Here is a 23,689-nt window from a genome sequence, read left to right as displayed (position 1 = left end):
TCTATCAGGGGCATCATGGAATACGCGGATTTTAATCAACAACTGATCGAATTTCTTAACGCTTCAACTTCGCCCTGGCACGCCGTTGCCAGCATGAAGCAGGAACTGGACAGCGCCGGTTTTGAGGCACTGGACGAAAAAGAAGAGTGGAACCTGGAGTCGGGCAAGGGCTACTACGTGATCCGTAACGGCTCCTCCATTGTTGCCTTCCGCACCGGACGACGCCCTACAGATGAGGCCGGCATTCGTATGGTTGGCGCCCACACCGACAGCCCGTGTCTGAAGGTAAAGCCCAACCCGGAGCTGCGCCGCAAAGGTTATCTGCAGCTCGGAGTGGAAGTGTACGGCGGTGTTCTGCTTAACCCCTGGTTTGACCGGGATCTGTCGCTGGCGGGTCGTGTCAGTTATCTGGACGGTGACGGAGCAGTCAAAGATGCACTGGTGGATTTTCGCAGAGCGATAGCCGCCATACCCAGCCTGGCCATTCACCTGGACCGGGAGGCCAACAGCAGCCGTACGGTTAATCCCCAGACCGATATGCCGCCGGTCCTCATGCAGGTTCCAGAAGGCGATACCACGCAGTTTGCTGATTTGCTGAAAAAACAGATCGAAACTGAACACTCTGGCGTCCACGTCAAAAAAGTGTTGGGGTACGAGGTCGGGTTCTACGATTCACAGCCGGCGGCACTGGTGGGATTCTGCGAGGATTTCATTGCGTCGGCACGGCTGGATAACCTGCTGAGCTGCTTTGTCGGCCTGCGGGCGCTGCTGGATGCCTCCGGCGACGAACCCGCGCTGCTGGTGTGCAACGATCACGAGGAAGTGGGCAGCATGTCTGCCGAAGGTGCCCAGGGGCCGTTCCTGGCGTCGGTGCTGGATCGCTGGTGCGGCGCCGGGCGTGGACGTTCACTGGCTCGCTCAATGATGATTTCAGCGGACAATGCCCACGGCGTTCACCCGAACTACATCGAAAAACACGATGAAAACCACGGGCCTTTGTTGAATCAGGGACCGGTGATCAAGGTCAACCACAATCAGCGCTACGCCAGTAACAGCCGTTCAGCGGCGATTTACCGACATATCAGTGACGAGCTTGAACTGCCGTACCAGACCTTTGTGGTGCGTAGCGATATGGGTTGTGGCAGCACGATTGGCCCACTGACTGCGGCTAACCTGGGTGTGACAACGCTGGATATCGGTGTACCGCAACTTGCCATGCATTCCATTCGGGAGACGGCGGGCGCAAAAGATGGCGTTACGCTTTATCAGGTACTGCGGGCATTCATGCAGAGGAAAATGCTTTTCTAGAAAAGGCAGGCTGAAGAGGAAGTGGCTCCCCGAGCTGGGCTCGAACCAGCGACAAACGGATTAACAGTCCGTTGCTCTACCAACTGAGCTATCGGGGAACAAAGCTGGAATGGCGCGCATATTAGGGTCTTTCCGCGAATGCGTCAAGACCATGAATTGAAAGGCGAAATTTTGTACAACCAGGCACTCGAATACAAACCCCCGCTCTGGCTCCGCAACGGACACGTTCAGTCGATCTGGCCATCGCTCTTCCGGACTGTGGACGTGACGTTGCCGGAGCGGGAGATCCTGCCCACCGACGACAGCGACGAACTGCATCTGGATTGGTACCGCCAGGGCAGTTCGCGTCTGGCAATTCTGTCCCATGGTCTGGAAGGCCATAGCCGGCGGCCCTATATCCAGGGCCTGGCCCGTGCGCTCCTGCGGGAGGGATGGGACGTGTTAGCCTGGAATTTCCGCTCCTGTGGCGGAGTAATGAACCACCAGCCACGTTTCTACCACAGTGGGGCCACTGGCGATCTTGACCAGGTAGTCAGACACGGTCTGTCTCAGGGTTATCAGACCGTTGGCCTGGCGGGGTTCAGTATGGGGGGCAATCTCACGCTTCTGTACCTGGCCGAGCAGTCGGAGACGATAGACAGTCGGGTGTGCGGTGGTATTGCGTTCTCCGTCCCCTGCGACCTGGCTGGCAGTGCCGATACCCTGGCCAGGCCCAGCCGCAAAATCTATATGCAGCGGTTTCTACGGGATTTACAGGTAAAAATGGAAGAGAAGTCCCGGCGATTCCCGGATCTGATCGATACCACTGGCTTCGACCGGATACAGACCTTCCACGAGTTCGATGACCGCTTCACCGCGCCACTGCATGGCTTTCACGATGCCCAGGATTACTGGAACAGCTGTTCTGCGCTGTGGCGCCTGAAAGACATCCGCGTACCCGCATTGATGGTGAATGCCAGCGACGACCCCTTTCTCTCAGCACGGTGTTTTCCGACGGACCCTGATTTGCTGGGCAGACACACCCGCGCCGAATTTCCGAGGTGGGGCGGGCATGTGGGTTTTGTAGAGCAGGCGAAAGACGGCTATTACTGGTCCGAACGTCGCGCCATCGAGCACTTTTCCCGCCTTCTGGCCTGACCTGTGGGCCCGGTCATTCCGTCAACATGGGCTCAAGCACCGGCCAGACATTGTCCAGAAGCTGGCCCTGGGCTTCAGCCGTAGGATGGATGTCATCGTCCTGCATCAAGCCTTTTTTATCGTAGATATTCGCCAGGAAGAAGGGTACCAATCGAGTGTCGTACTGTTCAGCCAGCTCCGGGAATATGTTGGCGAACGCCTCGGTGTAGCGCTGGCCGTAATTTGGGGGTATCTGCATGCCCACCACGAGCACATTGGCTCCGGCCTGTTGGGACTGTTCGATCATGCTCGCCAGATTCTGGCGTATGACCTGCGGTGGAAAACCCCGCAGCCCGTCGTTGCCACCTAACTCAATCATCACGATCTCTGGCTGGTGGCGGTTCAGCAGTTCAGGCAGACGTCTGAGGCCGCCGTCGGTGGTCTCGCCGCTGATACTGGCGTTGATCACTTCCCAGCCCGTGAATCCGCGGTTGTCGAGCCGCTGTCTGAGTAGGGTTACCCAGGCCTCCTCGGTTTGCACGCCGTAAGCGGCGCTCAGGCTGTCACCCATAATCAGCAGGTGCTTGTCGGAACTGGTCCCATTGCCGGAAACCGGCGCAACCACAAAGATTAAAGCGATGAAAACTATTGATCTCAGACGTCGGAATGCCGTATCCATAGAGATCCTGTTTATTAAATCAAGCAAATGAGTCATTTCGTTGGAGAGCCCGTGAGCGACCTGAGTGAACACCAGCCAGAAAATGCCAGACCAATGCTGAAAGTTACCGATCTGACCCATCAGGTCAGTCTCGAAACAGATACGTTGACGATCTTGCAGGGGGTCAACCTTGAAATCAACCGTGGCGAGTCCGTGGCCATTGTCGGTCGTTCCGGTTCGGGCAAAACCACTCTGCTGGGCCTTCTGGCCGGGCTTGATACACCGTCTGCCGGCAGGGTTGAGCTGGATGGCGCCGTGATCAGCGAGCTGGGCGAAGACGAGCGGGCGCAGCTCAGATCCCGGCGGGTCGGGTTTGTGTTCCAGTCCTTTCAGCTGTTGCCAGCGCTAACCGCCCTTGAAAACGTCATGCTGCCGCTGGAGCTCAGCGGCTCTGACAAGCCGGAAGCCAAGGCTCGAGAGCTGCTGGAACGGGTTGGCCTTGGTGAGCGTTTGACTCATACGCCCCGTCAGCTCTCCGGCGGCGAGCAACAGCGGGTGGCGATTGCCCGTGCGTTTGCTTCGGAGCCGGCCGTGCTGTTCGCCGATGAGCCCACTGGCAACCTTGATAACCGCACCGGCGCCGAGGTGTCGGATCTGCTAATGACGCTGAACCGCGAGCAGGGCACAACCCTGGTGATGGTGACCCATGACGAGCGTCTGGCCGCCCGCTGTTCCCGCCAGTTCTCTATCGAAGCAGGCATTCTCACCGAACCGTCGGGCAACGCCCCTGAATCGGCGGCCGCTGCGAGCGAGGCGGCTAACTGATGGCGGCTTCCCGGAAACTCATGTCGGTGCGTCGGGACTGGCGCGAGCGGGATGTGCGCGTGGTCCTCTCCGCACTGATCATTGCCGTGGCGACGGTTGCCACCATTGCCCTGTTCGCCAGCCAGTTGCAACGCACACTGGTAACATCGGCCAGCTCCTTTCTTGCCGCAGATCGTCAGCTGGAGGCGGAAAACGGCCGGGAGGTACCCCAGACCTGGATCGACGAGGCCCAGCAACGCGGTCTTGAAACCGCCAGGATGGTGGAGTTCTCTACCATGGTCTACGGCGCCAATGACTTTCAGCTGGTGTCGGTAAAAGCGGTCAGTGATGCCTATCCGCTCAGGGGGCAGCTGGAAATCCAGCAAAGCAGCGATGCGCCAAGGCAACTGGTTGCAAACGGGCCCGTGCCTGGTGAAGTCTGGATCAATCCGCGACTGTTACGCCTGCTGGACCTTGAGGTCGGCGATTCCCTGGATGTGGGCAGCCGGTCCCTGACTGTGTCCGGGCTGTTGGTAAGGGAGCCGGATGGCGGTTTCAATATGTCGGCCCTTGCCCCCCGGGTGATGATGCACGCGAGCGATGTGCCGTCTACCGAAGTTATCAAGGAGGGAAGCCGGGTCGAATACGTTTACCTGTTCGCCGGCGAGCAGGAAGCCCTGGAGGGTTATTACAGTTGGCTGGAACCGAAACTCACTGCCAGTCATGAGTGGGAAGGCGTGAGAGACGGTGAGACCTTCTCCGAATCCCTGGAGCGGGCGGAGCGTTTCCTGTTACTGGGGGGAAGCCTGGCGGTCATGCTTGCCGCTGTGGCAGTAGCGGTCGCCAGTCGGCAATACGCCCTGTCCCAGCGGGACACCGTGGCGCTGCTCAAAACCCTGGGCGTGAACAGCCAGGGTATCGGCCGGCTTTATGTCAGACGGCTGGGACTCTGGGGGCTGGCCGGCGCTATTGGCGGGCTGGTGGTGGCTCTGCCGCTATACTGGCTGCTCACCAGTGTGTTGGGGGATGTGCTGGAGCAGGAAATCGACTATCAGCTGGACCCAAATGCGCTGGTACCGGCGCTGCTGACGGCGCTGGTCTCGCTCTTCGCGTTCGCTTACCCACCTATTCGCCGCCTGAAAAACGTGCCGGCGATGCGGGTGCTGAGAAGCCAGCCGGGCGAAGCCGGGCGGGAAGCCATTCCCGATATGGTAATTGCCATTGTCGCGATATTCGGGCTGGTCTGGCTCTATGCCCGAGAAGTCTCCCTTGTGCTGTCCCTGCTGGGCGGGCTGGCATTGTTGCTGGGCACACTGGCATTGCTGGGCTGGGTTCTGGTCAGCACACTGCGGAAAATAAGCGGTGGCGGAAATGCCTGGCGGCTGGCCCTGGTGGGGCTGTACCGGCACCGCCGCGCGAGCCTGTCTCAGATTGCCGTATTCGCAATGACACTGATGCTGGCGGCCACACTGATTCTGGTACGAACGTCCCTGCTGGATGACTGGCAGGCTCAGCTTCCGGAAGACACCCCAAATCACTTTCTGATCAATATTGCGCCGGAAGCAGTGGATGAAGTGGAGCAGTTCTGGGCCGAGCGCGGCCAGCCTCTGAAACAGGTCTACCCGATGGTACGGGGACGCTTTACCGAGCTTAACGGTAACCCAGTCAGGGAAGCCGTCACCAAGGAGGAGCGGGTAGGTGCCCTGAACCGGGAGCTTAACCTGACCTGGATGGGAGATCTGCCCAACGACAATGAGATTGTCAGCGGGCAGTGGTTCAAGCCCTCACAGACCAGTGGTGTGTCTATCGAAGCAGAGCTGGCCGGTAAACTCGGCATCCAGGTGGGGGACGAACTCACATTCACCATTGGCTCGGACAAGGTCACCGAACCGGTGACCAGCATCCGCACGGTGCAGTGGGACAGTATGAAGCCCAACTTCTACATGGCGTTTCCTCCGGGTGGCGGGCTGGAAAACATGCCTGCAACCTGGATAACGGCCTTCTACCTGCCCAAGGATCAGAAGGGTGCGCTCAACGAGTTCTCCCGCAAGTTTCCGACCGTGTCCGTGCTGGCCATCGATAACATCATTGAACGCATCCAGGAGATCGTCCGCCAGGTGACCCAGGCGATAGAAGCCATTCTTGCGCTTATTCTCGCTGCGGCGTTGGTGGTGATGGCGGCAGTGGTCAGCGCCACCATGCAGGAGCGTCAGCGAGAGGGCGCGCTGCTCAGAACCCTGGGCGGGCGCCAGTCGCTGCTCGTGCGTAGCACTATGCTGGAATTCGCGTTCCTGGGCTTCTTTGCGGGAGTTCTGGGCGTGGCAGCGGCGGAAGCTGCCGTCTGGGCTCTGCAGTTCAGGATGTTTGAAGGGGAGTTCCGCTGGCACTGGCAGGCCATTCTGCCCATACCCGTGGTGAGTGCGTTGGTGCTTGCGCTCTTTGGTCGCTGGCAGCTCAAACCGGTATTGAGTGTTTCCCCCATGCTCCTGCTCAGAAGACTGGAGTAGAGCAATGGGCTATTAACGAAGACGTTCGTTAACGATACTGCGCCAGAATGGCCTCAATTTCGCCGTTCTGTCGCATGGAAGCCAATTCCCTGTTGAAGGCCGTGGCAAAGGACTGCCACTCGGGCCGCAGCATGATCCGGAAGCCCACTTCGCTCAGCGTTGCTTCGCTGGCACGGAACCGGTCCCGCATGTCTTTGGTAAACAGAATCCATTGGCCAACAAGACGATCGGCAACAGCGGCATCCAGTCCATCACCTTTCAGTACGTAGACGAAAAGATCCTGATCCCGGGCCACATCGAATCGCTCAATCCTGCCGGACTCGAAATGAGGTTTCAGCGTCGGGTAGTGGTAGCCGAGATGGGTGACCAGCGTGAGTGAGAAAAGATCTTCAACGACTTCGAAATCGTGAGGTGAGCCGGAAGGGAAAAACACCACTTCTTCAATGGTGACTATCGGGTCCGTAAAAACAAAGTCTTCCGGGCGGCTGGTCCACTCTTTTGCCCGGGAGGTGCCATCAATAAACCCCTCCAGCAACATCTGATCTACCCGCTTGCGCGGTACCTTCTGTGCTTCCAACTGATAACCGAGGCGTCCCGCGATTTCCTCAAGCACGGTCCACATGATGCCAGAGGTCTGTTCGCCGTCAGTGATCAGGTAAGGGGGATAGCCGTTGGGGGAGACGTTGAAGCGAAGAACTTTGGTGTCAGTAGCCCCGGTCTCCGCAACGGCAAAGGCGGGAAGCATAAAACTGAAAACAAGAAGGACAAACCACGAATTGGGTCGGGGACTAACCATAGGCGATTGGCTCTGATTGATGAACGTGTCTCACTCATCCGGCGGGTCCCTGCCAGCAACTATGGATTGTCCTTCTTTGGTCCGCCGGTTTCAATGCCCGGTTTTCACGCCCAGGCACGTTTCAGGACAGCCCTGGCGTCCTCCAGCAGAACTTCTTTGGGGTTAAACATGATAGAGCCGTCGTCCAGGGCCATTTCGGCAATGTGTTCCAGCTGGTCTTCAGTGACGCTGCCGGTTTCTTTAAGGGTGCGCGGCAATTTACAGCGCTTGTGCAGTTCGTCCCGCAGTTTGCGCAGTGATGCAATGCTTGCTTCGGCGCGGCGGTTCGACGGCGTGGCTGCGTATACTTCCGGCCCATCGAGGTACAGCAGGAGTTCACCCAGCGGCTCGCGGATCGATTCCAGGTTGTACTCGAGCACGTAGGGCAGGTAGAGACTCATACACAGGCCGTGGGGCAGGTGGCAGATAGCGCCCGTGGCGTGACCAAGGGCGTGCACCAGCCCTACCATTGAGTTGGAAAAGGCAATGCCAGCCATAGTGGAGGCCTGGGCAAGCTCCAAGCGGCCATCGGCATCCTTAGGGCTGTCCATCACTGCCAGCAGATGGGTGCTGATTTTCTTGATGGCAGAAGTGGCGTAGGCATCACTCAGCGGGTTTTTCGCCATGCAGGTAAAAGCTTCCGTAGCATGGGTCATGGCGTCCATGGCCGTTGCCGCAGTGACATGGGGCGGCAGGGTCAGCGTCATCCGCGGGTCAATCACGGCCGCGTTTGGCAGCAGAAATGACGAGCTGAATGGCAGTTTCACGGACTTTCTGGTATCGGTGATCACCGCCACCGAAGTCACTTCCGAGCCGGTGCCGGCAGTGGTTGGTACCACCAGGAAGGGTTTGAGCGGGCTTTTGATAACGCCGGCACCGCTATATTTGGCAATGTCATCACCGCCCTCGGAGACCAGTATATTCACGGCTTTTGCCGTATCGATGGCGGACCCGCCCCCCACGGCAATCAGCGAATCGCATTTCTCGCTCCGGTATATGCCGGCAATGTCCCTGACCACATCGGTAGAGGAATCCGGAGGCACGTCATCGTAAATGCTCACGATTTCCAGGCCGCTTTCTTCGCAGGCTGCAATCACCGGTTCCAGCAGGCCGGCGGCACGCACCCCCTTGTCGGTAATGATCATGGGGCGCTTTGCGGCCATGCCGGTCAGTTCATAGGGAATATGTTCCAGTGCGGCTTTACCCGCAATGACTTTGACCGGGCAGAAAAATTCGTAGTACTTGTTGCTCATGATGCTCTCGCTGTCTCAACAAAATTGGTGGCGACTTTCAGATAGATGCGGGCAGCGCTGATCAGTTTCTCCGGCAGATGCAGGGACGCCGGATATTCCTTGACCGCGCGTTCGGCCACCAGTTTGGGAAGAATAAAGGCTTCCAGCCGGTTCAGAACCCGGGTCATCCGCACGGCGTAGCCGATATCGCCGTCCACCAGCATGCGGTCGTTGGCAAATGCCACCGAGGTCTTTTCCTGGAACGACAGCACCAGAAAAGCATGGGCGACGTGTTTGAACTGGATGGACAGGTCAATCGGGCGGGGAGCCTTGTCGCCGTGGTAGTGGAGGCGACCGTTGCCGGTATGTTCCACAATCATTCGGCTGCCGTTGGGCATTACCATCATTTCAAACAGAAAGCCTTCAGGTAGCGAACGGGCCTCGGCCTGTACGGTCGAATCGAATTCGCTGACCGCCTGGAGGGCGCGACCCATAACCTGAAACATCAGTTCCACATAAAGTCGCCGAGCCTGGAATACCATCGGCTGGATACGTTTTGCGAACATGGCAAAACTCCTTGTTGATTGGGTATTCCAATTTTTAGAGTTTTTGCTCTAGAAGTCAATGTAGTTAATGACGCTAGTTTGCTGTCAGCTGTGCAAGTTTCTTTTTCGCCTCGGCGGCAACCTCGCCGCTGGCGTTGGCCGCGGTGCTGTAATAGTTGATAGCATCCTCCCGGCGGCCCTGTCTCACGGCAATGTCACCAAGACGGAGAAACGCGATGGAAGTCGGTACAACTTCATTGGCGCGGTTCAGGCTCTCCCGGGCCTTCGAAAGGTTGTTCAGTGCCAGAGCGTTCAGGCCCTGATTGAGCTGATACGAAAACATTTCCGGGTAGAGAGAGGTGGCCTTGTTGAAATCTGCGGCCGCCTGTTCAAGCTGTTTCCGGGCCCGGTAAATCTTGCCTCTGAAGGCGTAGAAGGCCGCTTCTTCCGGCTCGATGCGGATGGCTTCGTTGATTTCGGTCATGGCCTTGTCGAGCTGATCATTGCCCGCGAATTCCCGGGCCCGGTCAAAGGCTTCATAGGCAGGCTGCACGCTTCGCAGATAGGAGAGTTTTTTCTGGTAGGTTTCCCGGCCAATATAGCCACCGGCTCCGATCTTGTTGACCAGTTCCTGATTCTCCTGCACCCGCTTGGTTGACGGCGGGTGCGTGGCGAATAGCCCTTGCACAAAACCGGGATTGTTCCCTTCGGACAGGCGCACGAAAATCTTTTGCAGCTCAACGGCGGCCTGGGGATCGTAGCCTGCTTCTTTCATGTAACGGATGCCGTAGCGGTCTGCTTCCAGTTCGTCGCCCTGGCTATACTGGGCCAGCGCCAGTTGAGCGCCCATCGCAGCGCCGCCCATGATCAGACTGGACCATTCATTGTCGGAAATGGCGTAGCCCAACCCCGCAACCCCCAGACTGATGAGAGTGCTTTGCTGCATGCGCTGATGCCCGTGCATGGCGGCGGCATGAACAATTTCGTGCCCCAGAACCGCCGCCAGCTGTGCTTCGTTGTCGAATTCCGTCAACAGTCCTCGATTGATTGCGATTTTTCCACCGGGCAGGGCCCAGGCATTGGGTACGCCGCTGTTCAGTACCACAAACTCGTAGGGCAGGTCGGGCTGGTCGCTCACCCGGGCCAGCTTCATGCCTACCTCCTTTACGTAAAGGTTGAGCTCCGGGTCCAGATAAAAACGGCCGCCCTGAGTCTGTTGCGTTGGCTCGTACTGCTCCTCTCCGATGGCCAGCGCCTGGCTTTCAGGTATCAGCGACAACTGCTTTTCGCCGGTGACCGGGTTTACCGAGCAGCCCGCCAGTGCAAAAGCTGACACGATTGCGGCGATAAAGGTTTTATAGCGTCTGGGCATCATTGGAATCCTCTCCTGGGTCTCGTCCTGTTATTTTCAGAGGTTATACCAAAGTCCTGCAGCAGTCAGTGACATGTACGCAATAACCGCGCTCTGGTGGAGGCTGTCAGGCCGATACGTTATCCTTTACGGCTACATCAAAACATCCGACGACTGACCTCTGGAAACTCTGAATGGGTATTTATCTCGAACTGGCCGCTCTGGTCTGGTTCTTAATCTGCTGGCTTGGCTACAGTCTCTACTCCCAACACGCAGCGGATAAACGCCCTTGCCTGTCCAACACACTGGACCTCTACCGGACAGACTGGATGAGAGTGATGTTGTCCCGTGAAAACCGCATATCCGATGCGTCCGTGGTTGGTAACCTGGAACGCAATGGCGCCTTCTTTGCGTCAAGCTGCCTACTGATTCTGGCCGGTATCATTACCGCCCTGGGCTATACCCAGCAGGTGATGGAAGTGTTCAGCACCATGCCATTTGGTACTTTGCCGTCGCGTCCTGTGTTTGAAATGCGGATGATCCTGTTGATGGTTATCTTCATCTACGCGTTTTTCAAATTTACCTGGTCCATGCGTACGTACAACTTCCTGGCTGTGCTGATCGGCGCAGCGCCGCTGGCGGGCGACACCAAAACCAGCCCTGCCGCCCGGGATGCTTTTGCACGCAGCGCCGCCACCGTATGCAACCAAGCCGGCGATGCCTTTAACCTCGGCCTGCGCTCCTACTACTATGCGCTGGCCGTTGTGGCGTGGTTCATACACCCGGTGGCGTTTATCGGGGCGTCGACGTTGATTGTCATCATTCTGTACCGCCGCGAATTCCGCTCCGATGCACTGGTGGCCCTGCGTGCCGGTAAAGTATTTGAAGATCCGGTGGCCAGAGCCGATACGGAAAAGGGAAAAGCTTCTGACTGATATGAACGACTCTTTGCGAATGGACCGGGTACGCCGGTTTATCGGAACACTGAACCAGGCCTGTGAGCTTGGCCTGGCGGTTGAATCTGCCCGTGAGGGCGAGCTGATCCTCCGGCTGCCGTACAGCGATTTCATTGTGGGTAACCCCGACACCGGTGTGATTCACGGCGGCGCCATCACCACCCTGATGGACACGGCCTCCGGCTCGGTCATCATGTGCGCGCTGAACGATTTCGAGCTGTGCCCCACGCTGGACCTGCGGGTCGACTACATGCGCCCGGCGGAACCTCATCGACCGGTGTTCGCACGGGCCGAAACCTACAAAATCACCCGAAACATCATCTTTACCCGCTGCGAGGCTTATCAGGACACGGGCGAAACCATTGCCAACTGCGTCGGCACCTTTATGCGCATCGGGAAGGATGCCACCCCCAAGGCCTACCGGGACCTGATCACAGGAGCCGAAGATGACGAATCCTGAGATCCTCAAGTACACCCAGGAAACCGGTGATTTCTCCCGCATGCTGGAAAGCATTCCCTACGCCCGGTTTATTGGCCTGGAATGCGACCGCTTTGGTGACGACCTGATCTTTCGTTTGCCCCGCAAAAAACAGAACCTGGGCAACCCCATACTCCCGGCGATTCACGGCGGGGTAATCGGTGGTTTTATGGAGCTTTCGGCGGTTATTTACCTGATGATGGCCCAGGAGACTCTGCGCATGCCAAGAATCGTGGATTTCTCCCTGGATTACCTGCGCGCCGGGCTGGACCGCGAGACCTTTGCCGAATGCCAGTTGACCCGGCAGGGTAATCGGGTTGCCAATGTGATGATCACCGCATGGCAAAAATCCCGCTCCCAACCGATTGCTACTGCCAGGGCTCACTTCCTTTTGGAAGACTGAATTTGCCGCAGTCGCGGGGCTTGAAAACGTCGGGGGTGTCCCCAAATCCTGCCCAAGATTGAAAATTTTGTGCAGGAGCGAGCGAAGAGACCGTTCCGAAACACGCTGTAAATACGTCCCTGTACGCTCGGGCTCCGCCATCCATGGCTCCGCACGGTTTCGGAACGGTCTCTTCGCTCCCTGCCTCGAACTTTGGGTAATACCGGGAGAGAAGAGCGCTATGACAGTTGAAACTCAGAAAGAAACGTTAGGTTTTCAGACGGAAGTTAAGCAACTGCTTAACCTGATGATCCATTCGTTGTACTCGAATAAAGAAATCTTTCTCCGCGAGCTGATCTCGAACGCATCAGATGCGGAAGACAAGCTTCGCTTTGCAGCTTTAAAGGATGACAGCCTTTTCGAGAGCGATCCTGATCTGAAAATCCGCCTGGATTATGACGCCGAGAAAAACACCGTCACACTTTCCGATAACGGCATCGGAATGACCCGCGATGACGTGATTCAGAACCTGGGTACCATCGCCCGTTCCGGTACCGCCGAATTCCTCAAGCAACTCTCCGGTGACGAGAAGAAAGACAGCAAGCTGATTGGTCAGTTTGGTGTGGGCTTTTATTCGTCGTTCATCGTTGCCGACGCGGTTGAAGTGTTTACGCGTCGTGCGGGGGCACCGGTTTCAGAGGGCGTGCATTGGGAATCCAAAGGCGACGGCGAGTTCACCATTGAAAACGTCGACCTGAACGAGCGCGGCACCAAAATCGTCCTGCACCTTAAAGACGACGCCAAGGAATTTGCTGACGGCTTCCGTCTGCGCAATCTGGTGAAGAAGTACTCTGACCACATTTCGTTCCCGGTGGTGATGAAGTCCGAGTCCGAGGAAGAAGGCGAGAAGGGCAAAGACGAAACCGTCAACGACGCCACGGCCCTGTGGACCCTCTCCCGTAGCGAGATCAAGGATGAAGAGTACAAGGAATTCTACAAGCACATCTCCCACGATTTTGAGGACCCGTTGACCTGGTCCCACAACAAGGTGGAAGGCAAGCTGGACTACACCAGCCTGCTGTATATTCCCGGCCGTGCGCCGTTTGACCTGTATAACCGTGAAGCGCCTCGTGGCCTGAAACTTTACGTTCAGCGTGTGTTCATCATGGACGACGCCGAGCAGTTCCTGCCGTTGTACCTGCGTTTCACCAAGGGCGTGATCGATTCCAACGATCTGTCTCTTAACGTATCCCGTGAAATCCTGCAGAACGACAGCACCGTGGAAAGCATCCGCACCGCTGTCACCAAGCGGGTTCTGGATATGCTGTCGAAGCTGGCCAAGAAAGAGCCGGAACAGTACCAGCAGTTCTGGAACGAGTTTGGCACTGTGATCAAGGAAGGCCCGGCGGAAGACTTCAGCAACCGCGAGAAGATTGGCGGGCTGCTGCGCTTTGCTTCCACCCACACCGGTGAGCAGGCCCAGAACGTGTCACTGGACGACTACATCGCCCGAATGAAGGAAGGCCAGGACAAGATTTACTACATCACCGCCGACAACTTCATGGCCGCCAAGAGCAGCCCGCACCTGGAAGTATTCCGCAAGAAAGGCGTGGAAGTGCTCATCCTCACTGATCGCATCGATGAGTGGATGATGAACTACCTCACCGATTATGACGGCAAAAAATTCCAGGACGTGGCCCGTGGTGACCTTGATCTCGGCGATGTGGAAACCGAGGAAGACAAGAAGCACAAGGAAGAAGCCGCCGAGGAGCATAAAGAGCTTCTCGAGCGCATCAAGAAAGCATTGGATGACCGTGTGCAGGAGGTAAGGGTCACCAACCGCCTGACCGATTCACCGGCCTGTCTGGTGGTTGGCGATTTCGACATGGGTGCGCAGATGAAGAAGATCATGGAAGCGGCCGGCCAGAAAGTTCCGGACAGCAAGCCGATCTTTGAAATCAACGTGGACCACCCGCTGGTTCAGCGCCTTGAGAAAGAGCAGGGCGAAGAACGGTTCAGCGAACTGTCAGCGGTACTGCTGGACCAGGCCACCCTGGCCAGCGGTGAGCAGCTGCCGGACCCGGGTGCCTATGTCAGTCGCCTGAACCGGCTGTTGCTTGAACTGGCTAACTGATGTCGGATTACGGCTTCGCCTAATCCGACCTACGGGAGATTGTAGGTCGGATTAGCAAAACGTAGTCCGACAACCTCACGGAAATCCGATGCAGCAAATAATCGTGGACATCACCATCAGCCCTGACGAATGGATCAAGCTCTACCAGGGTTCCGCCACTGATGTTCACACCACGGCCCGGGACGGGCGCTCTGTCCGTTTCCCGGCTCGTATTCTCTCCCGCTTTTACCTGCAAAATGGCATCAAGGGCAGCTTCCGCATTCTGTTCGACGACGCCGGCAAATTTGTTAGCGTTGAGCGCCTGGCCTGATTACAATGGCGCCCTGCCTGAATTCTGATCACCTGTTGGACATGCCCGATGCGAATTATCCTTGCCCCCATGGAAGGTCTGGTTGACGCGCCCATCCGCGAAACGCTGACTGGCGTGGGCGGTATCGACCGCTGCGTGACCGAATTCATTCGCGTCACTCATGGCATGTTGCCCCCCCGCATCTTCTACAAGTTCGCACCGGAGCTGGACAACCGGTGCCAGACCCGTGTTGGCGTTCCCGTAGCCGTTCAGTTGCTGGGCTCAGACCCGGGGCAAATGGCTCTTCACGGCGCTCGCGCCGCGGAATTGGGTGCGCGACAGGTTGACATCAACTTCGGTTGCCCGGCAAAAACCGTCAACAAACACAAGGGCGGTTGTGTGTTGATGCGTGAACCCGAACTGATGCACGGCATTACCGCTGCCGTACGCCAGGCCGTGCCGTCAGACATTGCCGTGACCGCCAAGATGCGTCTTGGATACGATGACCGCTCCATGGGCCTGGCTTGTGCGCAGGCGCTGGAAGCCGCCGGTGCCTCAGAGGTCGTCGTTCACGCCCGCAGCAAAGTCGACGGCTACAAACCGCCGGCCTATTGGGAAGAGGTCGCCCGCGTCAGGGAAGGGGTCAAGACTCACGTTATCGCTAATGGAGAGATCTGGACGGTGGCGGACTACTGGCGCTGCCGGGAAGTTTCCGGCTGTGACGATGTGATGATCGGGCGGGGCCTCATCGCCCGCCCGGACCTGGCCCGCCAGATCCGGGCCAGCCAGCGGGGCGAAGTGGTCCCCGATCTTGTCTGGTCCGAAGTCGTGACTCTAATTGAGGACTACGCCGCCGCGCTCCAGACCCGCCTGGAAGACCGTTTTGTCACCGGTCGGATCAAACAGTGGCTGAACTACCTGCGCGGCGGTTACGCCGAAGCCGCAATACTCTGGCCCAACGCCCGGAAAATTCGCGACGTTGCCCCGATGCTCGCTTGCCTCAATCAGCCGGTCCCCGGTATTCGTGCCGCCTGATCTAAAAGAATCTGCCTCCTGAGTTGCGTTTATTTCCGAGCTGGTCCGTACTTAATAGCGTGCCAGAAGAAATAAAAACCAAGCAAAGGAGGCATCATGAACCACCTGAAACCGAACATCGGCCTGACGTCGATTCTTACGGGGATGATTCTGTCGTTGGGGACTGTCATGTCTGCGTCAGCGGACGATCATGAGGTAAAGATAACGCCCCTGGGCAGCCACGATGGTGAATTCTGCAGCCGTGACCGGGCCCTGGTATTTGAAGACCCCAACGGCACCCGTATTCTTTACGATGCCGGGCGAACCGTGGCCGGTCCTGACGACCCACGCCTGGGCAAGATCGACGTGGTGCTGGTTTCCCACATGCACGGGGACCATGTCGGTGACCGTCGGATTACCAAAACCAACGCCGGAACCTGCGGCAGCCCCGATACCCCCATGGTGACGCTGCCCCAGTCAAACACCGTGGATATCGCCCTGAAAAAGAATTCGACCATTCTCACCGGTAGCGAAATGCCGGCGTTTTTTGCCGCCAAACTGAAGAACGGTGGTGGCGACCCTTCCAAATCCGCTCTGGTGCGTTTCGGCGCCGATAAAACGATTGGCGGGGTGTCGTTCACCACGGTTCCAGCCGTGCACAGTAACGGCGTGGCACCCGGATTCCTGACCGGGCCTTTGGCAGAGTACCTGGCTGCAGCCGGCGTAGGTGCCAGCGTAGGGCCGCCCACAGGTTACGTGGTGACTTTCTCCAATGGCCTGGTTGCTTATCTGTCCGGCGATACCGGTATTACTGCCGAGCAGCAGGTAGTGGTTGGCGGGCACTACAAGGCTAACCTGGTGGTGATGAATATTGGCGACACCTACACCACTGGTCCGTCTCAGGCCGCTTACGTCGTGAATGACCTGGTGAAACCTGCCTCGGTGATCGCCTCACATGCAAACGAAGCGGCCACCGAGAACGGTAAGGTAATAGACGGCACAAGAACCGCTGAGTTTATCGAGCATGCCGACATGCCGGTTCACGTACCGCTGAGTGGCAAGACCATGGCCTTTGGCGGCGACGGTAGCTGCACCGCCGGCTGCTGATGAGCCTGGGCTGAGCGCTACGCTCAGCCTTCTTTTTCCATCTCCGGCAGATAACTTCCAAGCGCGGCAGAGCCGTTGAGCCTTGCGCGCTTGGCCATAGCCTTATGGGCCGAATCGCGGTTGGCAATATCTCCCTTCCAGGCGTGCTGGGCAGGTTCTTGCAAAGCGCGACCGTAGGAGAAGGTCATGGTCCAGGGCAGGTCAGCGTGCATGTTCATGGCATTGAGGTTCTGCGTGGCTTCTTCCGGCGTCTGGCCCCCCGACAGGAAGAAGATGCCCGGCACTGCGGCCGGCACGCAGCGACGATAAGTGCGAATCGTCATCTCCGCTACGCGCTCCGGCGCCGCCTTGGCGGAGTCTTTGCCCGGGGTAATCATGCTTGGCTTCAGAATCATGGTTTCCAGGTTGACCCGATGCAGAATCAGGGTGTCGAAGACGCCACGGATGACCTGCTCGCCAACTTCCGCCGCCCGCTCAATCGAGTGGTCGCCGTCAATCAGAACTTCCGGCTCGACAATGGGCACAATGCCCAGCGCCTGGCAGATAGCCGCGTAGCGGGCCAGGGTTTCTGCGTTGGCACGGATAGCCATATCAGAGGGCAGGGTGTCGGAAATATGGAATACACACCGCCACTTGGCAAACCGCGCCCCGAGTTCCTTAGCCGCAGCAAGCCGGGGTTCCAATCCGTCCAGCCCTGCGGTGATCTCTTCCCCCGGGGCATGGGCCAGGGGGCCTTTGCCCTTGTCCACCTTGATGCCTGGCACAATGCCCTGGCGGGACAGCAGGTCCGGCATGGGAATGCCGTCCAGGCTCTGCTGCTCTAACGTTTCCTCGAACAGGATTACGCCACTTATGTGCTCATTCAAACCCGGGGCCGAAAAGATGATGCTGCGGTATTCCTGTCGCAAGGCTTCCGTTGATTCCACACCAACCGCCTTGAACCGCTTGGCAATGGTCGGATGGCTTTCATCCGCTGCAAGAACGCCTTTGCCGGGTTGAACCAGATCCCGAATGGTTGCCTGCAATTCTTCCTGAACCGTCATGCCGTGCTCCTCCTGCGATTTGTTTCAGTCTGAGTGCTATTTACCAAAGTCTACCAATAAAAACGCCGATCAGTGAGGGGCTCAGTCAGTACCATCAATCATTCTTATGCGGCTTCATCAGTAAGATCCATTTCCAGAGCAAGAGAGAACCTTTTAATCTAGCGAAAACAGTCAATCATCCTCTTGAGGAATTTCCTGATGGGTCAAAAATTTGAAAACCGGGTCGCCATAGTTACCGGCGCTGCCGCGGGTATCGGAAAATCGACAGCCCTGGCGTTCGCGGAGCAGGGCGCAACCGTTATCGTTGCGGATATTGATGAAAAAGCAGGTGAAGCCGTCGCCGGGCAGATCGTTGAGCTCGGGGGCAAAGCACAGTTCATCCGGTGCGATGTCACCAAAGACGCTGATGTCGAGGCAATGGTAGCCCTGGCCGTCAACGACTACGGCCGGCTGGATTTTGCCTTCAACAATGCAGGCATTGAAATCGAACACAGCAAACTTGCAGAAGGCAACGAATCGGAGTTCGATCGCATCATGGACGTGAATGTGAAGGGCGTCTGGCGATGCATGAAACACCAGATTCCGGTCATGCTGGCCCGGGACGAAGGCGCCATCGTAAACACTGCATCAATTGCCGGCCTGGGCGCGGCCCCGAAAATGAGCATCTATAGCGCCAGCAAGCACGCGGTCATTGGCCTGACAAAGTCCGCTGCGGTTGAATACGCGAAAAAAGGCATCCGGGTTAATGCCGTCTGCCCAGCGGTGATCGATACCGACATGTTCCGCCGGGCGGCAGAAAGCGACCCTCGCAAGGCTGAATATGCCGCTGCCATGCACCCGGTAGGGCGCCTGGGCAAGCCGGAGGAAATCGCTGGGGCGGTGCTTTACCTTTGTTCTGACGAAGCAGCATTCACCACGGGCGTGGCCTTACCGCTGGATGGCGGTGCTACGTCCGTGTGATCTGAAACGCGGCTTGTGTTTGCCAGGCCAAGCCGCTTTTTAAAACAAATATTTATAAAACTGTTTTTAGGCAGAATAGGGTGTATAACAGTCGTTAGCCGTGTGCTTACACGGTCTCTCCAAAAGCGCAAACCTAAGCGCATTCAGATAAACCTCTGTGCCTCCGAAGAGTATCTCGTCCAAGCACTAGGCTTCCGAGAATGAGTACGTGTTGCTCAATTCCATCAACCGGTTTTTGCACGCTCAGTGTACGGCTGGTTTCAAATAGCAGGTTTAATTATGGGTATTTTTTCAAAATACTCCCGGTCGATCATGGCCTTCTCAATCGCACTCATTTCTGTATCACTGGTCGCGTGTAACGACAGCAACAATGGCAACAACAACGGCCCGGGGACAACGGCCGCTCTGACGGTGATGGCTACCGGTCCGGCTGCTGAAGCGGTCGGTGTAGCCACCAACACGCTCGTCACTGCTACGTTCAGTGAGGCAATCAGCGCGGCAACGCTGGATTCCTCCAGCTTTACGGTGGGTGTCACTGGCGGTCTACCGATGACGGGCAGCGTCAGTCTTGATGCCGATACCAATACGGGCACTTTTAAGACTGCCGGCGGCGGCTTTTCAGACAGCACCGCCTACACCGCGGTAATCACGACGGCGGTTGAGTCTGCGGGTGGCAAATCTTTGGCGGGCAACTACGAGTGGAGCTTTACCACAGGTGTCAGCGTAGACAGCACTCCTCCGGTTGTTATTTCAACCGATCCTGAGGATACCGCCACCGATGTCGCTATCAACCGTAATATTAGCGCTGACTTCAGTGAAGCGATGAACGCTGCGTCGATCAACAGCTCGACGTTCTCGATCACGGATGGCAGCAGTCCGGTTATCGGCACCGTGGAACTGACTGGCTCCACTGCAGTATTCACCCCAGAGAACAACCTGGCCACGAGTACGCTTTATACAGCCACACTTAACACTGATGTGACGGATCTTGCGGCGGTGGCACTGGCAGCAGACGAGGTGTGGACATTCACCACTGGTGATGCTGTGGCGCAAGGCCCTGAACCCGTTAATCTCAGAACGGCTGGAGATTTTGTCATACTGACAAAGACCGGTATTACCAACGTGCCTGTCTCTGCCATTACCGGCGATATTGGTTCCAGCCCTATCACTGCGGCTGCGATGGACAATGTATCCTGCACGGAAATCACCGGCACTATATACGGCTCTGATGCGGCGTATAGCGGCAGTGGCGACGTAACCTGCTTTGCCGGAGCAGCGCCTGACAACACGCTGGTTGCCAATGCAGTTCTGGATATGGGCACGGCCTATGCTGATGCTTCTGGCAGAACAACACCCGACTACACTGAGCTGCACGCTGGCGATGTCAGCGGCAAGACGCTGGTCCCCGGCCTGTACAAATGGGGTACAAACGTACTGATCAACACGGATGTGACGCTTTCGGGTGGCGCAAATGATGTCTGGATTTTCCAGGTAGCGGGTGACGTGCTTCAGGCCAGTAATACCCAGGTGTCGTTAACGGGCGGTGCCTTGGCGAAAAACGTCTTCTGGCAGGTCGGTGGCGGCACTGGTGTAGTGATTGATACCGGTGCAACATTCAACGGTGTCGTCCTTGCCGAAAAAGCCGTATCAGTCAAAACTGGCGCGACGGTTAACGGTAGGCTGTTGTCCCAGACAGCCGTCACACTGCAGGGGAACACCGTGACCCAGCCGGAATAAAGTCCTGGGCGTGGATACGGTGAAACCATCAAGGACCCTTCGGGGTCCTTTTTTGCGTTGATCCGCATGAAAAAGTTGTCTAATGCAGATATATTGGGATTAGTGGTAAGCTGAAGTGCCTATTTTCAGTACATAAGCAGGAGACATCTATCAGTGTTTGTTGACCGCACGAATAAGACGTTTTGCAGTCGTTGGATTGCCAAGGCGTTTCCAATGGCACTTACTACGTTGTTCTACTGTATTCCGGCTTTTGGCGAAGCTCAGTCTTCTGCCAACACTGGTCAGGGTGTGGCCGAACCACTATTGATGTTGACCCTGGAAAATCCTCCACTGGCCTATACCCATGAAGACGGCAGTGTAACCGGGGTTCTGGTGCAGGTTATTCGTGAAGCCGCGCGCCGCACCGGGCATGAGGTGGAATTCCGGATTGACCCCTGGAAGCGAGTCATCAGGGAAGTGTCTGAAGGCAACGCAGATGCAGCGTTCAACGCAGGGGTCACGGAAGAACGCAAATCCTGGGGCATGTACGGCGAAACGGTGCTAATTGATGAGACCTTTGTTTTCTTTTCCCGCGGGCCCAAGGCGCTGACCAGAACACTGGACGAAGCTGCTCAATTGCGTGTGGGCATTCAACTGGGCTACTACTACGGAGAGCGCTTTGATCAGATGCTGAAGGATCGGCCGTTTCACGCGGTGGAAGTCAACCAGACCATACCCCGCAACCTCCGCCTACTGGGAGCTGATAGAATCGATGTGTTTGTCGGGGACCTGCTGCCAACCCTGTACTACATCAAAAAGCTGGGGCTTGAGGATGAAATCTCTATTGTTACAGAGAAGGAGTCCGGCCTGCCGCTGGTGGTTTCCACGTCCGACACCTATGTGGCGTTCTCCCGTCGCAGTGTTGACCCGGCTTATGTGGAAACCTTCGATAAAGCGCTTCAGTCCGTTAAAGCGAGCGATACCTTCGATACCATTCTGGGAAGTTATCAATTGAACGTTCCGGAATTGCCGGAAACCCCCTGAGCTTCAACCGCCTCCTTGGGTTGGCAGATCGACCGACCATTGAAAACAGTCGCCTTGCCCCAAACTATGGCGTCAACAGAGGCTAGTGTCTTTTTACTGCCCACATCACCTGTCCATGCAACCACCTCACGGAAAGAGCTCTATGCAAACCCTTCAGAAACCTTCTCAAATTCGAACTCTCTGGCAGTTGCCGTCACTGATGGCGCTGGTTCTGCTACTTAGCGGCTGCGGTATCAACAACATCCCCACCTACGATGAGAGAGTCTCCGCCGCCTGGGCTCAGGTGGAAAACCAGTATCAGCGCCGAGCCGACCTGATTCCCAACCTTGTGGAAACCGTCAAGGGCTTTGCCGCCCAGGAACAGGAAACCTTAACGGCGGTGATTGAGGCGCGTTCCAAGGCGACCTCGATCCAGGTGGATGAAAGTATTCTCAATAATCCGGAGAAATTACAGCAGTTCCAGCAGGTACAGGGTGAGCTAAGCAGCGCTCTGAGCCGCCTGATGGCCGTTTCTGAACGTTATCCGGACCTGAAGTCGAACCAGAATTTCCTGGCTCTGCAGGCGCAGCTTGAAGGCACGGAAAACCGAATTGCCGTTGCGCGTCGTGATTTTATTCAGGCGGTAGAGCGCTACAACACCGAACTGCGTACCTTCCCCGGAAAGATCTGGCACAGCATTCTGTATAGCGATCTTGAGCCCCGGGCCAACTTTGAAGCGACAACCCCGAATGCAGAAGAAGCGCCTGCGGTGGAATTCTGATGATTTCCTTGAACCGCAAAGGCCTGATGCTGACGCTGCTCTTGTTGCTCCCGGCGACGGTCTCTGCCCAGTCAACGCCAGATTTCCCCGAACTGACGGGTAGGGTAGTCGACCGCGCAGAAATGCTGTCCCCCGAGGTCGAAAGTCGCCTGACCCAGATGCTGCAGGCCCACGAACAGGCCAGTACCGAACAGGTTGTGGTTGTCACACTCCCAGATCTTCAGGGATTTCCGATTGAAGACTACGGTTATCAGCTGGGCCGGGAGTGGGGTATCGGCCAGAAAGACAAAGACAACGGCGCGCTTCTCATCGTTGCCAGGGAAGAGCGGAAAGTGCGCATCGAAGTAGGCTATGGCCTTGAAGGCCGACTCACCGATGCCGAATCCTCTGTCATCATAAACAGCATTATCACCCCTGCTTTTCGCCAGGGGAACTTTGAGGCCGGTATCGTTAATGGCGCTGCCGCCATGATCCAGGTTCTTGGGGGCAAGCCCCTGGCGGTTCCTCAGGGCCAGCAAACCCGCCCGACCCATGAAAAGCCGAATGCTGGACTGGTAGCTCTTTTCTTCATCATCATGATGTCGGTGGTTTTCTTTATTGGCAGTCGCGGTGGCCGTGGCGGACGCGGGGGCGCCGCCCTGGTTGGCGCAGCATTACTCGGCGGCATGATGGGTGGTGGCCGCGGTGGCGGTGGCTTCGGCGGTGGCGGATTTGGCGGCGGCGGAGGCGGCTTCGGGGGCGGTGGTGCGTCCGGTGGCTGGTAGGCCCTGTACCCGTCATAGCGCATGCTGGATCCCACATTTGACAATGAGAAAGACAAAATCATGACGTTATTAAGTAAAAATGAACAGGAAGCCGTTACCGCCGCCATCAGTGACGTGGAGCGGGAGACCGATGCAGAACTGGTAACCGTGCTTACGGCCCAGTCCGATAACTACAGCTATATCCCCCTGCTCTGGGCCGGCATTCTGGCCCTTCTGGTGCCGGGCTTTGCCAATTACTTTGGTGGTTGGTTCGGGGCGGATCTGTTGATGCTGGTGCAGTGGGGCGTGTTCATCCTGCTCAGCCTGCTGTTCAGACTGGACGGCATAAACACCCGTCTGATCCCCCGTCAGGTACGATACTGGCGGGCATCCAACCTGGCACGGCGGCAGTTCCTGGAGCAGAACCTGCACCACACCAAAGGCTCAACGGGCATGCTGATCTTTGTGTCGGAAGCCGAACGCTACGTCGAGATTCTGGTGGATCAGGGCATTGCCGACGTTCTGGATAACAGGATGTGGGAAGAAATAGTGGCGGACTTTACCGCCAGGGTTAAGCAGGGCAAAACCCGTGAGGGATTCCTGGAGTGTATTGAAGCCTGCGGCAAACTTCTGAAAGATCATTTGCCCGCGACACACGAACGCAACGAGCTTCCCAACCATCTGGTCATACTGCCGTAACGGGCATT

23 protein-coding genes and 1 tRNA gene are annotated in these 23,689 nt (G+C 57.1%); 17 read left to right on the top strand and 7 right to left on the bottom strand.

The annotated features are described in order from the left end of the window. The first annotated feature begins 15 nt into the window (after positions 1-15). Positions 16-1,308, top strand: a complete 1,293-nt coding sequence (locus tag FPL19_RS15945) for a M18 family aminopeptidase (RefSeq protein ID WP_150913946.1) — start codon at positions 16-18, stop codon at positions 1,306-1,308. 22 nt (positions 1,309-1,330) lie between these two features. Here the strand turns inward: FPL19_RS15945 and FPL19_RS15940 are convergent. After that, positions 1,331-1,406: transfer RNA gene (locus tag FPL19_RS15940), tRNA-Asn, on the bottom strand. Between the two features lie 40 nt (positions 1,407-1,446). Between FPL19_RS15940 and FPL19_RS15935 the strand changes: the two genes are divergently transcribed. Beyond that, positions 1,447-2,445 carry a YheT family hydrolase gene (locus FPL19_RS15935; protein ID WP_150913944.1) on the top strand — a complete coding sequence of 333 codons (999 nt, stop codon included), beginning with the start codon at positions 1,447-1,449 and terminating at the stop codon, positions 2,443-2,445. A 13-nt stretch (positions 2,446-2,458) separates the two neighbouring features. Here FPL19_RS15935 and FPL19_RS15930 read toward each other — a convergent pair whose 3' ends face one another. Continuing rightward, entirely contained in the window at positions 2,459-3,103 is a 645-nt protein-coding gene (locus tag FPL19_RS15930) for an arylesterase (protein ID WP_150913942.1), read from the bottom strand. Between the two features lie 93 nt (positions 3,104-3,196). Here FPL19_RS15930 and FPL19_RS15925 point away from each other — a divergent pair, with 93 nt between their 5' ends. Beyond that, the gene (locus FPL19_RS15925; protein ID WP_150914290.1) at positions 3,197-3,907 is read left to right on the top strand and encodes an ABC transporter ATP-binding protein; all 711 of its coding nucleotides are present in this window, start codon (positions 3,197-3,199) and stop codon (positions 3,905-3,907) included. Beyond that, positions 3,907-6,393 carry an ABC transporter permease gene (locus tag FPL19_RS15920; RefSeq protein ID WP_150913940.1) on the top strand — a complete coding sequence of 829 codons (2,487 nt, stop codon included), beginning with the start codon at positions 3,907-3,909 and terminating at the stop codon, positions 6,391-6,393. Before FPL19_RS15925 ends, FPL19_RS15920 begins: the two co-directional genes overlap by 1 nt. 28 nt (positions 6,394-6,421) lie before the next feature. On the opposite strand, the gene FPL19_RS15915 is transcribed toward FPL19_RS15920, so the two are convergent. The 4 genes from FPL19_RS15915 to FPL19_RS15900 all read right to left on the bottom strand — a co-directional run bounded on the left by FPL19_RS15915 (position 6,422) and on the right by FPL19_RS15900 (position 10,377). Further along, positions 6,422-7,138, bottom strand: coding sequence for a substrate-binding periplasmic protein (locus tag FPL19_RS15915; RefSeq protein WP_225314456.1), 717 nt, complete (start codon positions 7,136-7,138; stop codon positions 6,422-6,424). A 155-nt stretch (positions 7,139-7,293) separates the two neighbouring features. Then, a complete protein-coding gene (locus FPL19_RS15910) occupies positions 7,294-8,481 on the bottom strand; it encodes an iron-containing alcohol dehydrogenase (protein WP_150913935.1) in 1,188 nt (395 codons plus the stop codon). Next, positions 8,478-9,026, bottom strand: coding sequence for a hypothetical protein (locus FPL19_RS15905; RefSeq protein WP_150913933.1), 549 nt, complete (start codon positions 9,024-9,026; stop codon positions 8,478-8,480). Before FPL19_RS15905 ends, FPL19_RS15910 begins: the two co-directional genes overlap by 4 nt. A 73-nt stretch (positions 9,027-9,099) precedes the next feature. After that, on the bottom strand, positions 9,100-10,377 hold the full coding sequence (locus FPL19_RS15900) for a M48 family metalloprotease (protein WP_191965306.1): 1,278 nt from the start codon (positions 10,375-10,377) through the stop codon (positions 9,100-9,102). Between the two features lie 173 nt (positions 10,378-10,550). Between FPL19_RS15900 and FPL19_RS15895 the strand changes: the two genes are divergently transcribed. The 7 genes from FPL19_RS15895 to FPL19_RS15865 all read left to right on the top strand — a co-directional run bounded on the left by FPL19_RS15895 (position 10,551) and on the right by FPL19_RS15865 (position 16,716). After that, positions 10,551-11,291, top strand: coding sequence for a DUF599 domain-containing protein (locus FPL19_RS15895; protein ID WP_150913929.1), 741 nt, complete (start codon positions 10,551-10,553; stop codon positions 11,289-11,291). Between the two features lies 1 nt (position 11,292). After that, positions 11,293-11,772 carry a PaaI family thioesterase gene (locus FPL19_RS15890; RefSeq protein ID WP_150913927.1) on the top strand — a complete coding sequence of 160 codons (480 nt, stop codon included), beginning with the start codon at positions 11,293-11,295 and terminating at the stop codon, positions 11,770-11,772. Continuing rightward, positions 11,759-12,193 carry a PaaI family thioesterase gene (locus FPL19_RS15885; RefSeq protein ID WP_150913925.1) on the top strand — a complete coding sequence of 145 codons (435 nt, stop codon included), beginning with the start codon at positions 11,759-11,761 and terminating at the stop codon, positions 12,191-12,193. The genes FPL19_RS15890 and FPL19_RS15885 overlap by 14 nt, the downstream gene beginning before the upstream one ends. A gap of 220 nt (positions 12,194-12,413) precedes the next feature. Next, positions 12,414-14,306 carry a molecular chaperone HtpG gene (gene htpG / locus FPL19_RS15880; RefSeq protein WP_150913924.1) on the top strand — a complete coding sequence of 631 codons (1,893 nt, stop codon included), beginning with the start codon at positions 12,414-12,416 and terminating at the stop codon, positions 14,304-14,306. Positions 14,307-14,394: 88 nt separating this feature from the next. Then, positions 14,395-14,616: a DUF2835 domain-containing protein gene (locus FPL19_RS15875; RefSeq protein WP_150913922.1), complete on the top strand. Its 222-nt coding sequence runs from the start codon at positions 14,395-14,397 to the stop codon at positions 14,614-14,616. A gap of 48 nt (positions 14,617-14,664) precedes the next feature. Then, positions 14,665-15,630, top strand: coding sequence for a tRNA dihydrouridine synthase (locus FPL19_RS15870; RefSeq protein WP_150913920.1), 966 nt, complete (start codon positions 14,665-14,667; stop codon positions 15,628-15,630). Positions 15,631-15,726: 96 nt separating this feature from the next. Next, a complete protein-coding gene (locus FPL19_RS15865; RefSeq protein ID WP_318527394.1) occupies positions 15,727-16,716 on the top strand; it encodes an MBL fold metallo-hydrolase in 990 nt (329 codons plus the stop codon). 23 nt (positions 16,717-16,739) lie between these two features. Here the strand turns inward: FPL19_RS15865 and FPL19_RS15860 are convergent, their stop codons facing one another. Next, positions 16,740-17,759, bottom strand: a complete 1,020-nt coding sequence (locus FPL19_RS15860) for a class I fructose-bisphosphate aldolase (protein ID WP_150913918.1) — start codon at positions 17,757-17,759, stop codon at positions 16,740-16,742. A gap of 198 nt (positions 17,760-17,957) precedes the next feature. Here FPL19_RS15860 and FPL19_RS15855 point away from each other — a divergent pair, with 198 nt between their 5' ends. The 6 genes from FPL19_RS15855 (at position 17,958) to FPL19_RS15830 (ending at position 23,681) form a co-directional block, all read left to right on the top strand. Then, entirely contained in the window at positions 17,958-18,719 is a 762-nt protein-coding gene (locus FPL19_RS15855; RefSeq protein WP_150913916.1) for an SDR family oxidoreductase, read from the top strand. A 279-nt stretch (positions 18,720-18,998) separates the two neighbouring features. Further along, positions 18,999-20,456 (top strand): ice-binding family protein, encoded by a 1,458-nt coding sequence (locus FPL19_RS15850; RefSeq protein WP_150913914.1) that lies wholly within the window; start codon positions 18,999-19,001, stop codon positions 20,454-20,456. 213 nt (positions 20,457-20,669) lie between these two features. Beyond that, positions 20,670-21,479: a substrate-binding periplasmic protein gene (locus FPL19_RS15845; protein WP_150913912.1), complete on the top strand. Its 810-nt coding sequence runs from the start codon at positions 20,670-20,672 to the stop codon at positions 21,477-21,479. 199 nt (positions 21,480-21,678) lie between these two features. After that, positions 21,679-22,239, top strand: coding sequence for a LemA family protein (locus FPL19_RS15840; RefSeq protein ID WP_404802834.1), 561 nt, complete (start codon positions 21,679-21,681; stop codon positions 22,237-22,239). Further along, on the top strand, positions 22,239-23,003 hold the full coding sequence (locus FPL19_RS15835; RefSeq protein WP_150913908.1) for a TPM domain-containing protein: 765 nt from the start codon (positions 22,239-22,241) through the stop codon (positions 23,001-23,003). The genes FPL19_RS15840 and FPL19_RS15835 overlap by 1 nt, the downstream gene beginning before the upstream one ends. A gap of 60 nt (positions 23,004-23,063) precedes the next feature. Continuing rightward, positions 23,064-23,681, top strand: a complete 618-nt coding sequence (locus tag FPL19_RS15830; RefSeq protein ID WP_150913906.1) for a TPM domain-containing protein — start codon at positions 23,064-23,066, stop codon at positions 23,679-23,681. Positions 23,682-23,689 lie beyond the last annotated feature (8 nt).

Source organism: Marinobacter halotolerans, from assembly GCF_008795985.1.
Lineage (GTDB): Bacteria > Pseudomonadota > Gammaproteobacteria > Pseudomonadales > Oleiphilaceae > Marinobacter > Marinobacter halotolerans.
Note: the sequence above shows the minus strand (reverse complement) of the source record. Positions and strands in the feature narration are given on the sequence as shown.

Excerpts from the sequence above, each read along its gene's own strand:
- FPL19_RS15915 (WP_225314456.1), bottom strand. The coding sequence starts at position 7,138 with ATGCTTCCCGCCTTTGCCGTTGCGGAGACCGGGGCTACTGACACCAAA.
- htpG (WP_150913924.1), top strand. The coding sequence starts at position 12,414 with ATGACAGTTGAAACTCAGAAAGAAACGTTAGGTTTTCAGACGGAAGTT.
- FPL19_RS15935 (WP_150913944.1), top strand. The coding sequence starts at position 1,447 with ATGCGTCAAGACCATGAATTGAAAGGCGAAATTTTGTACAACCAGGCA.
- FPL19_RS15910 (WP_150913935.1), bottom strand. The coding sequence starts at position 8,481 with ATGAGCAACAAGTACTACGAATTTTTCTGCCCGGTCAAAGTCATTGCG.
- FPL19_RS15870 (WP_150913920.1), top strand. The coding sequence starts at position 14,665 with ATGCGAATTATCCTTGCCCCCATGGAAGGTCTGGTTGACGCGCCCATC.
- FPL19_RS15835 (WP_150913908.1), top strand. The coding sequence starts at position 22,239 with ATGATTTCCTTGAACCGCAAAGGCCTGATGCTGACGCTGCTCTTGTTG.
- FPL19_RS15885 (WP_150913925.1), top strand. The coding sequence starts at position 11,759 with ATGACGAATCCTGAGATCCTCAAGTACACCCAGGAAACCGGTGATTTC.
- FPL19_RS15850 (WP_150913914.1), top strand. The coding sequence starts at position 18,999 with ATGGGTATTTTTTCAAAATACTCCCGGTCGATCATGGCCTTCTCAATC.
- FPL19_RS15930 (WP_150913942.1), bottom strand. The coding sequence starts at position 3,103 with ATGGATACGGCATTCCGACGTCTGAGATCAATAGTTTTCATCGCTTTA.
- FPL19_RS15900 (WP_191965306.1), bottom strand. The coding sequence starts at position 10,377 with ATGCCCAGACGCTATAAAACCTTTATCGCCGCAATCGTGTCAGCTTTT.
- FPL19_RS15905 (WP_150913933.1), bottom strand. The coding sequence starts at position 9,026 with ATGTTCGCAAAACGTATCCAGCCGATGGTATTCCAGGCTCGGCGACTT.
- FPL19_RS15865 (WP_318527394.1), top strand. The coding sequence starts at position 15,727 with ATGAACCACCTGAAACCGAACATCGGCCTGACGTCGATTCTTACGGGG.
- FPL19_RS15840 (WP_404802834.1), top strand. The coding sequence starts at position 21,679 with ATGGCGCTGGTTCTGCTACTTAGCGGCTGCGGTATCAACAACATCCCC.
- FPL19_RS15830 (WP_150913906.1), top strand. The coding sequence starts at position 23,064 with ATGACGTTATTAAGTAAAAATGAACAGGAAGCCGTTACCGCCGCCATC.
- FPL19_RS15925 (WP_150914290.1), top strand. The coding sequence starts at position 3,197 with ATGCTGAAAGTTACCGATCTGACCCATCAGGTCAGTCTCGAAACAGAT.
- FPL19_RS15945 (WP_150913946.1), top strand. The coding sequence starts at position 16 with ATGGAATACGCGGATTTTAATCAACAACTGATCGAATTTCTTAACGCT.
- FPL19_RS15895 (WP_150913929.1), top strand. The coding sequence starts at position 10,551 with ATGGGTATTTATCTCGAACTGGCCGCTCTGGTCTGGTTCTTAATCTGC.
- FPL19_RS15890 (WP_150913927.1), top strand. The coding sequence starts at position 11,293 with ATGAACGACTCTTTGCGAATGGACCGGGTACGCCGGTTTATCGGAACA.
- FPL19_RS15875 (WP_150913922.1), top strand. The coding sequence starts at position 14,395 with ATGCAGCAAATAATCGTGGACATCACCATCAGCCCTGACGAATGGATC.
- FPL19_RS15920 (WP_150913940.1), top strand. The coding sequence starts at position 3,907 with ATGGCGGCTTCCCGGAAACTCATGTCGGTGCGTCGGGACTGGCGCGAG.
- FPL19_RS15860 (WP_150913918.1), bottom strand. The coding sequence starts at position 17,759 with ATGACGGTTCAGGAAGAATTGCAGGCAACCATTCGGGATCTGGTTCAA.
- FPL19_RS15855 (WP_150913916.1), top strand. The coding sequence starts at position 17,958 with ATGGGTCAAAAATTTGAAAACCGGGTCGCCATAGTTACCGGCGCTGCC.
- FPL19_RS15845 (WP_150913912.1), top strand. The coding sequence starts at position 20,670 with ATGGCACTTACTACGTTGTTCTACTGTATTCCGGCTTTTGGCGAAGCT.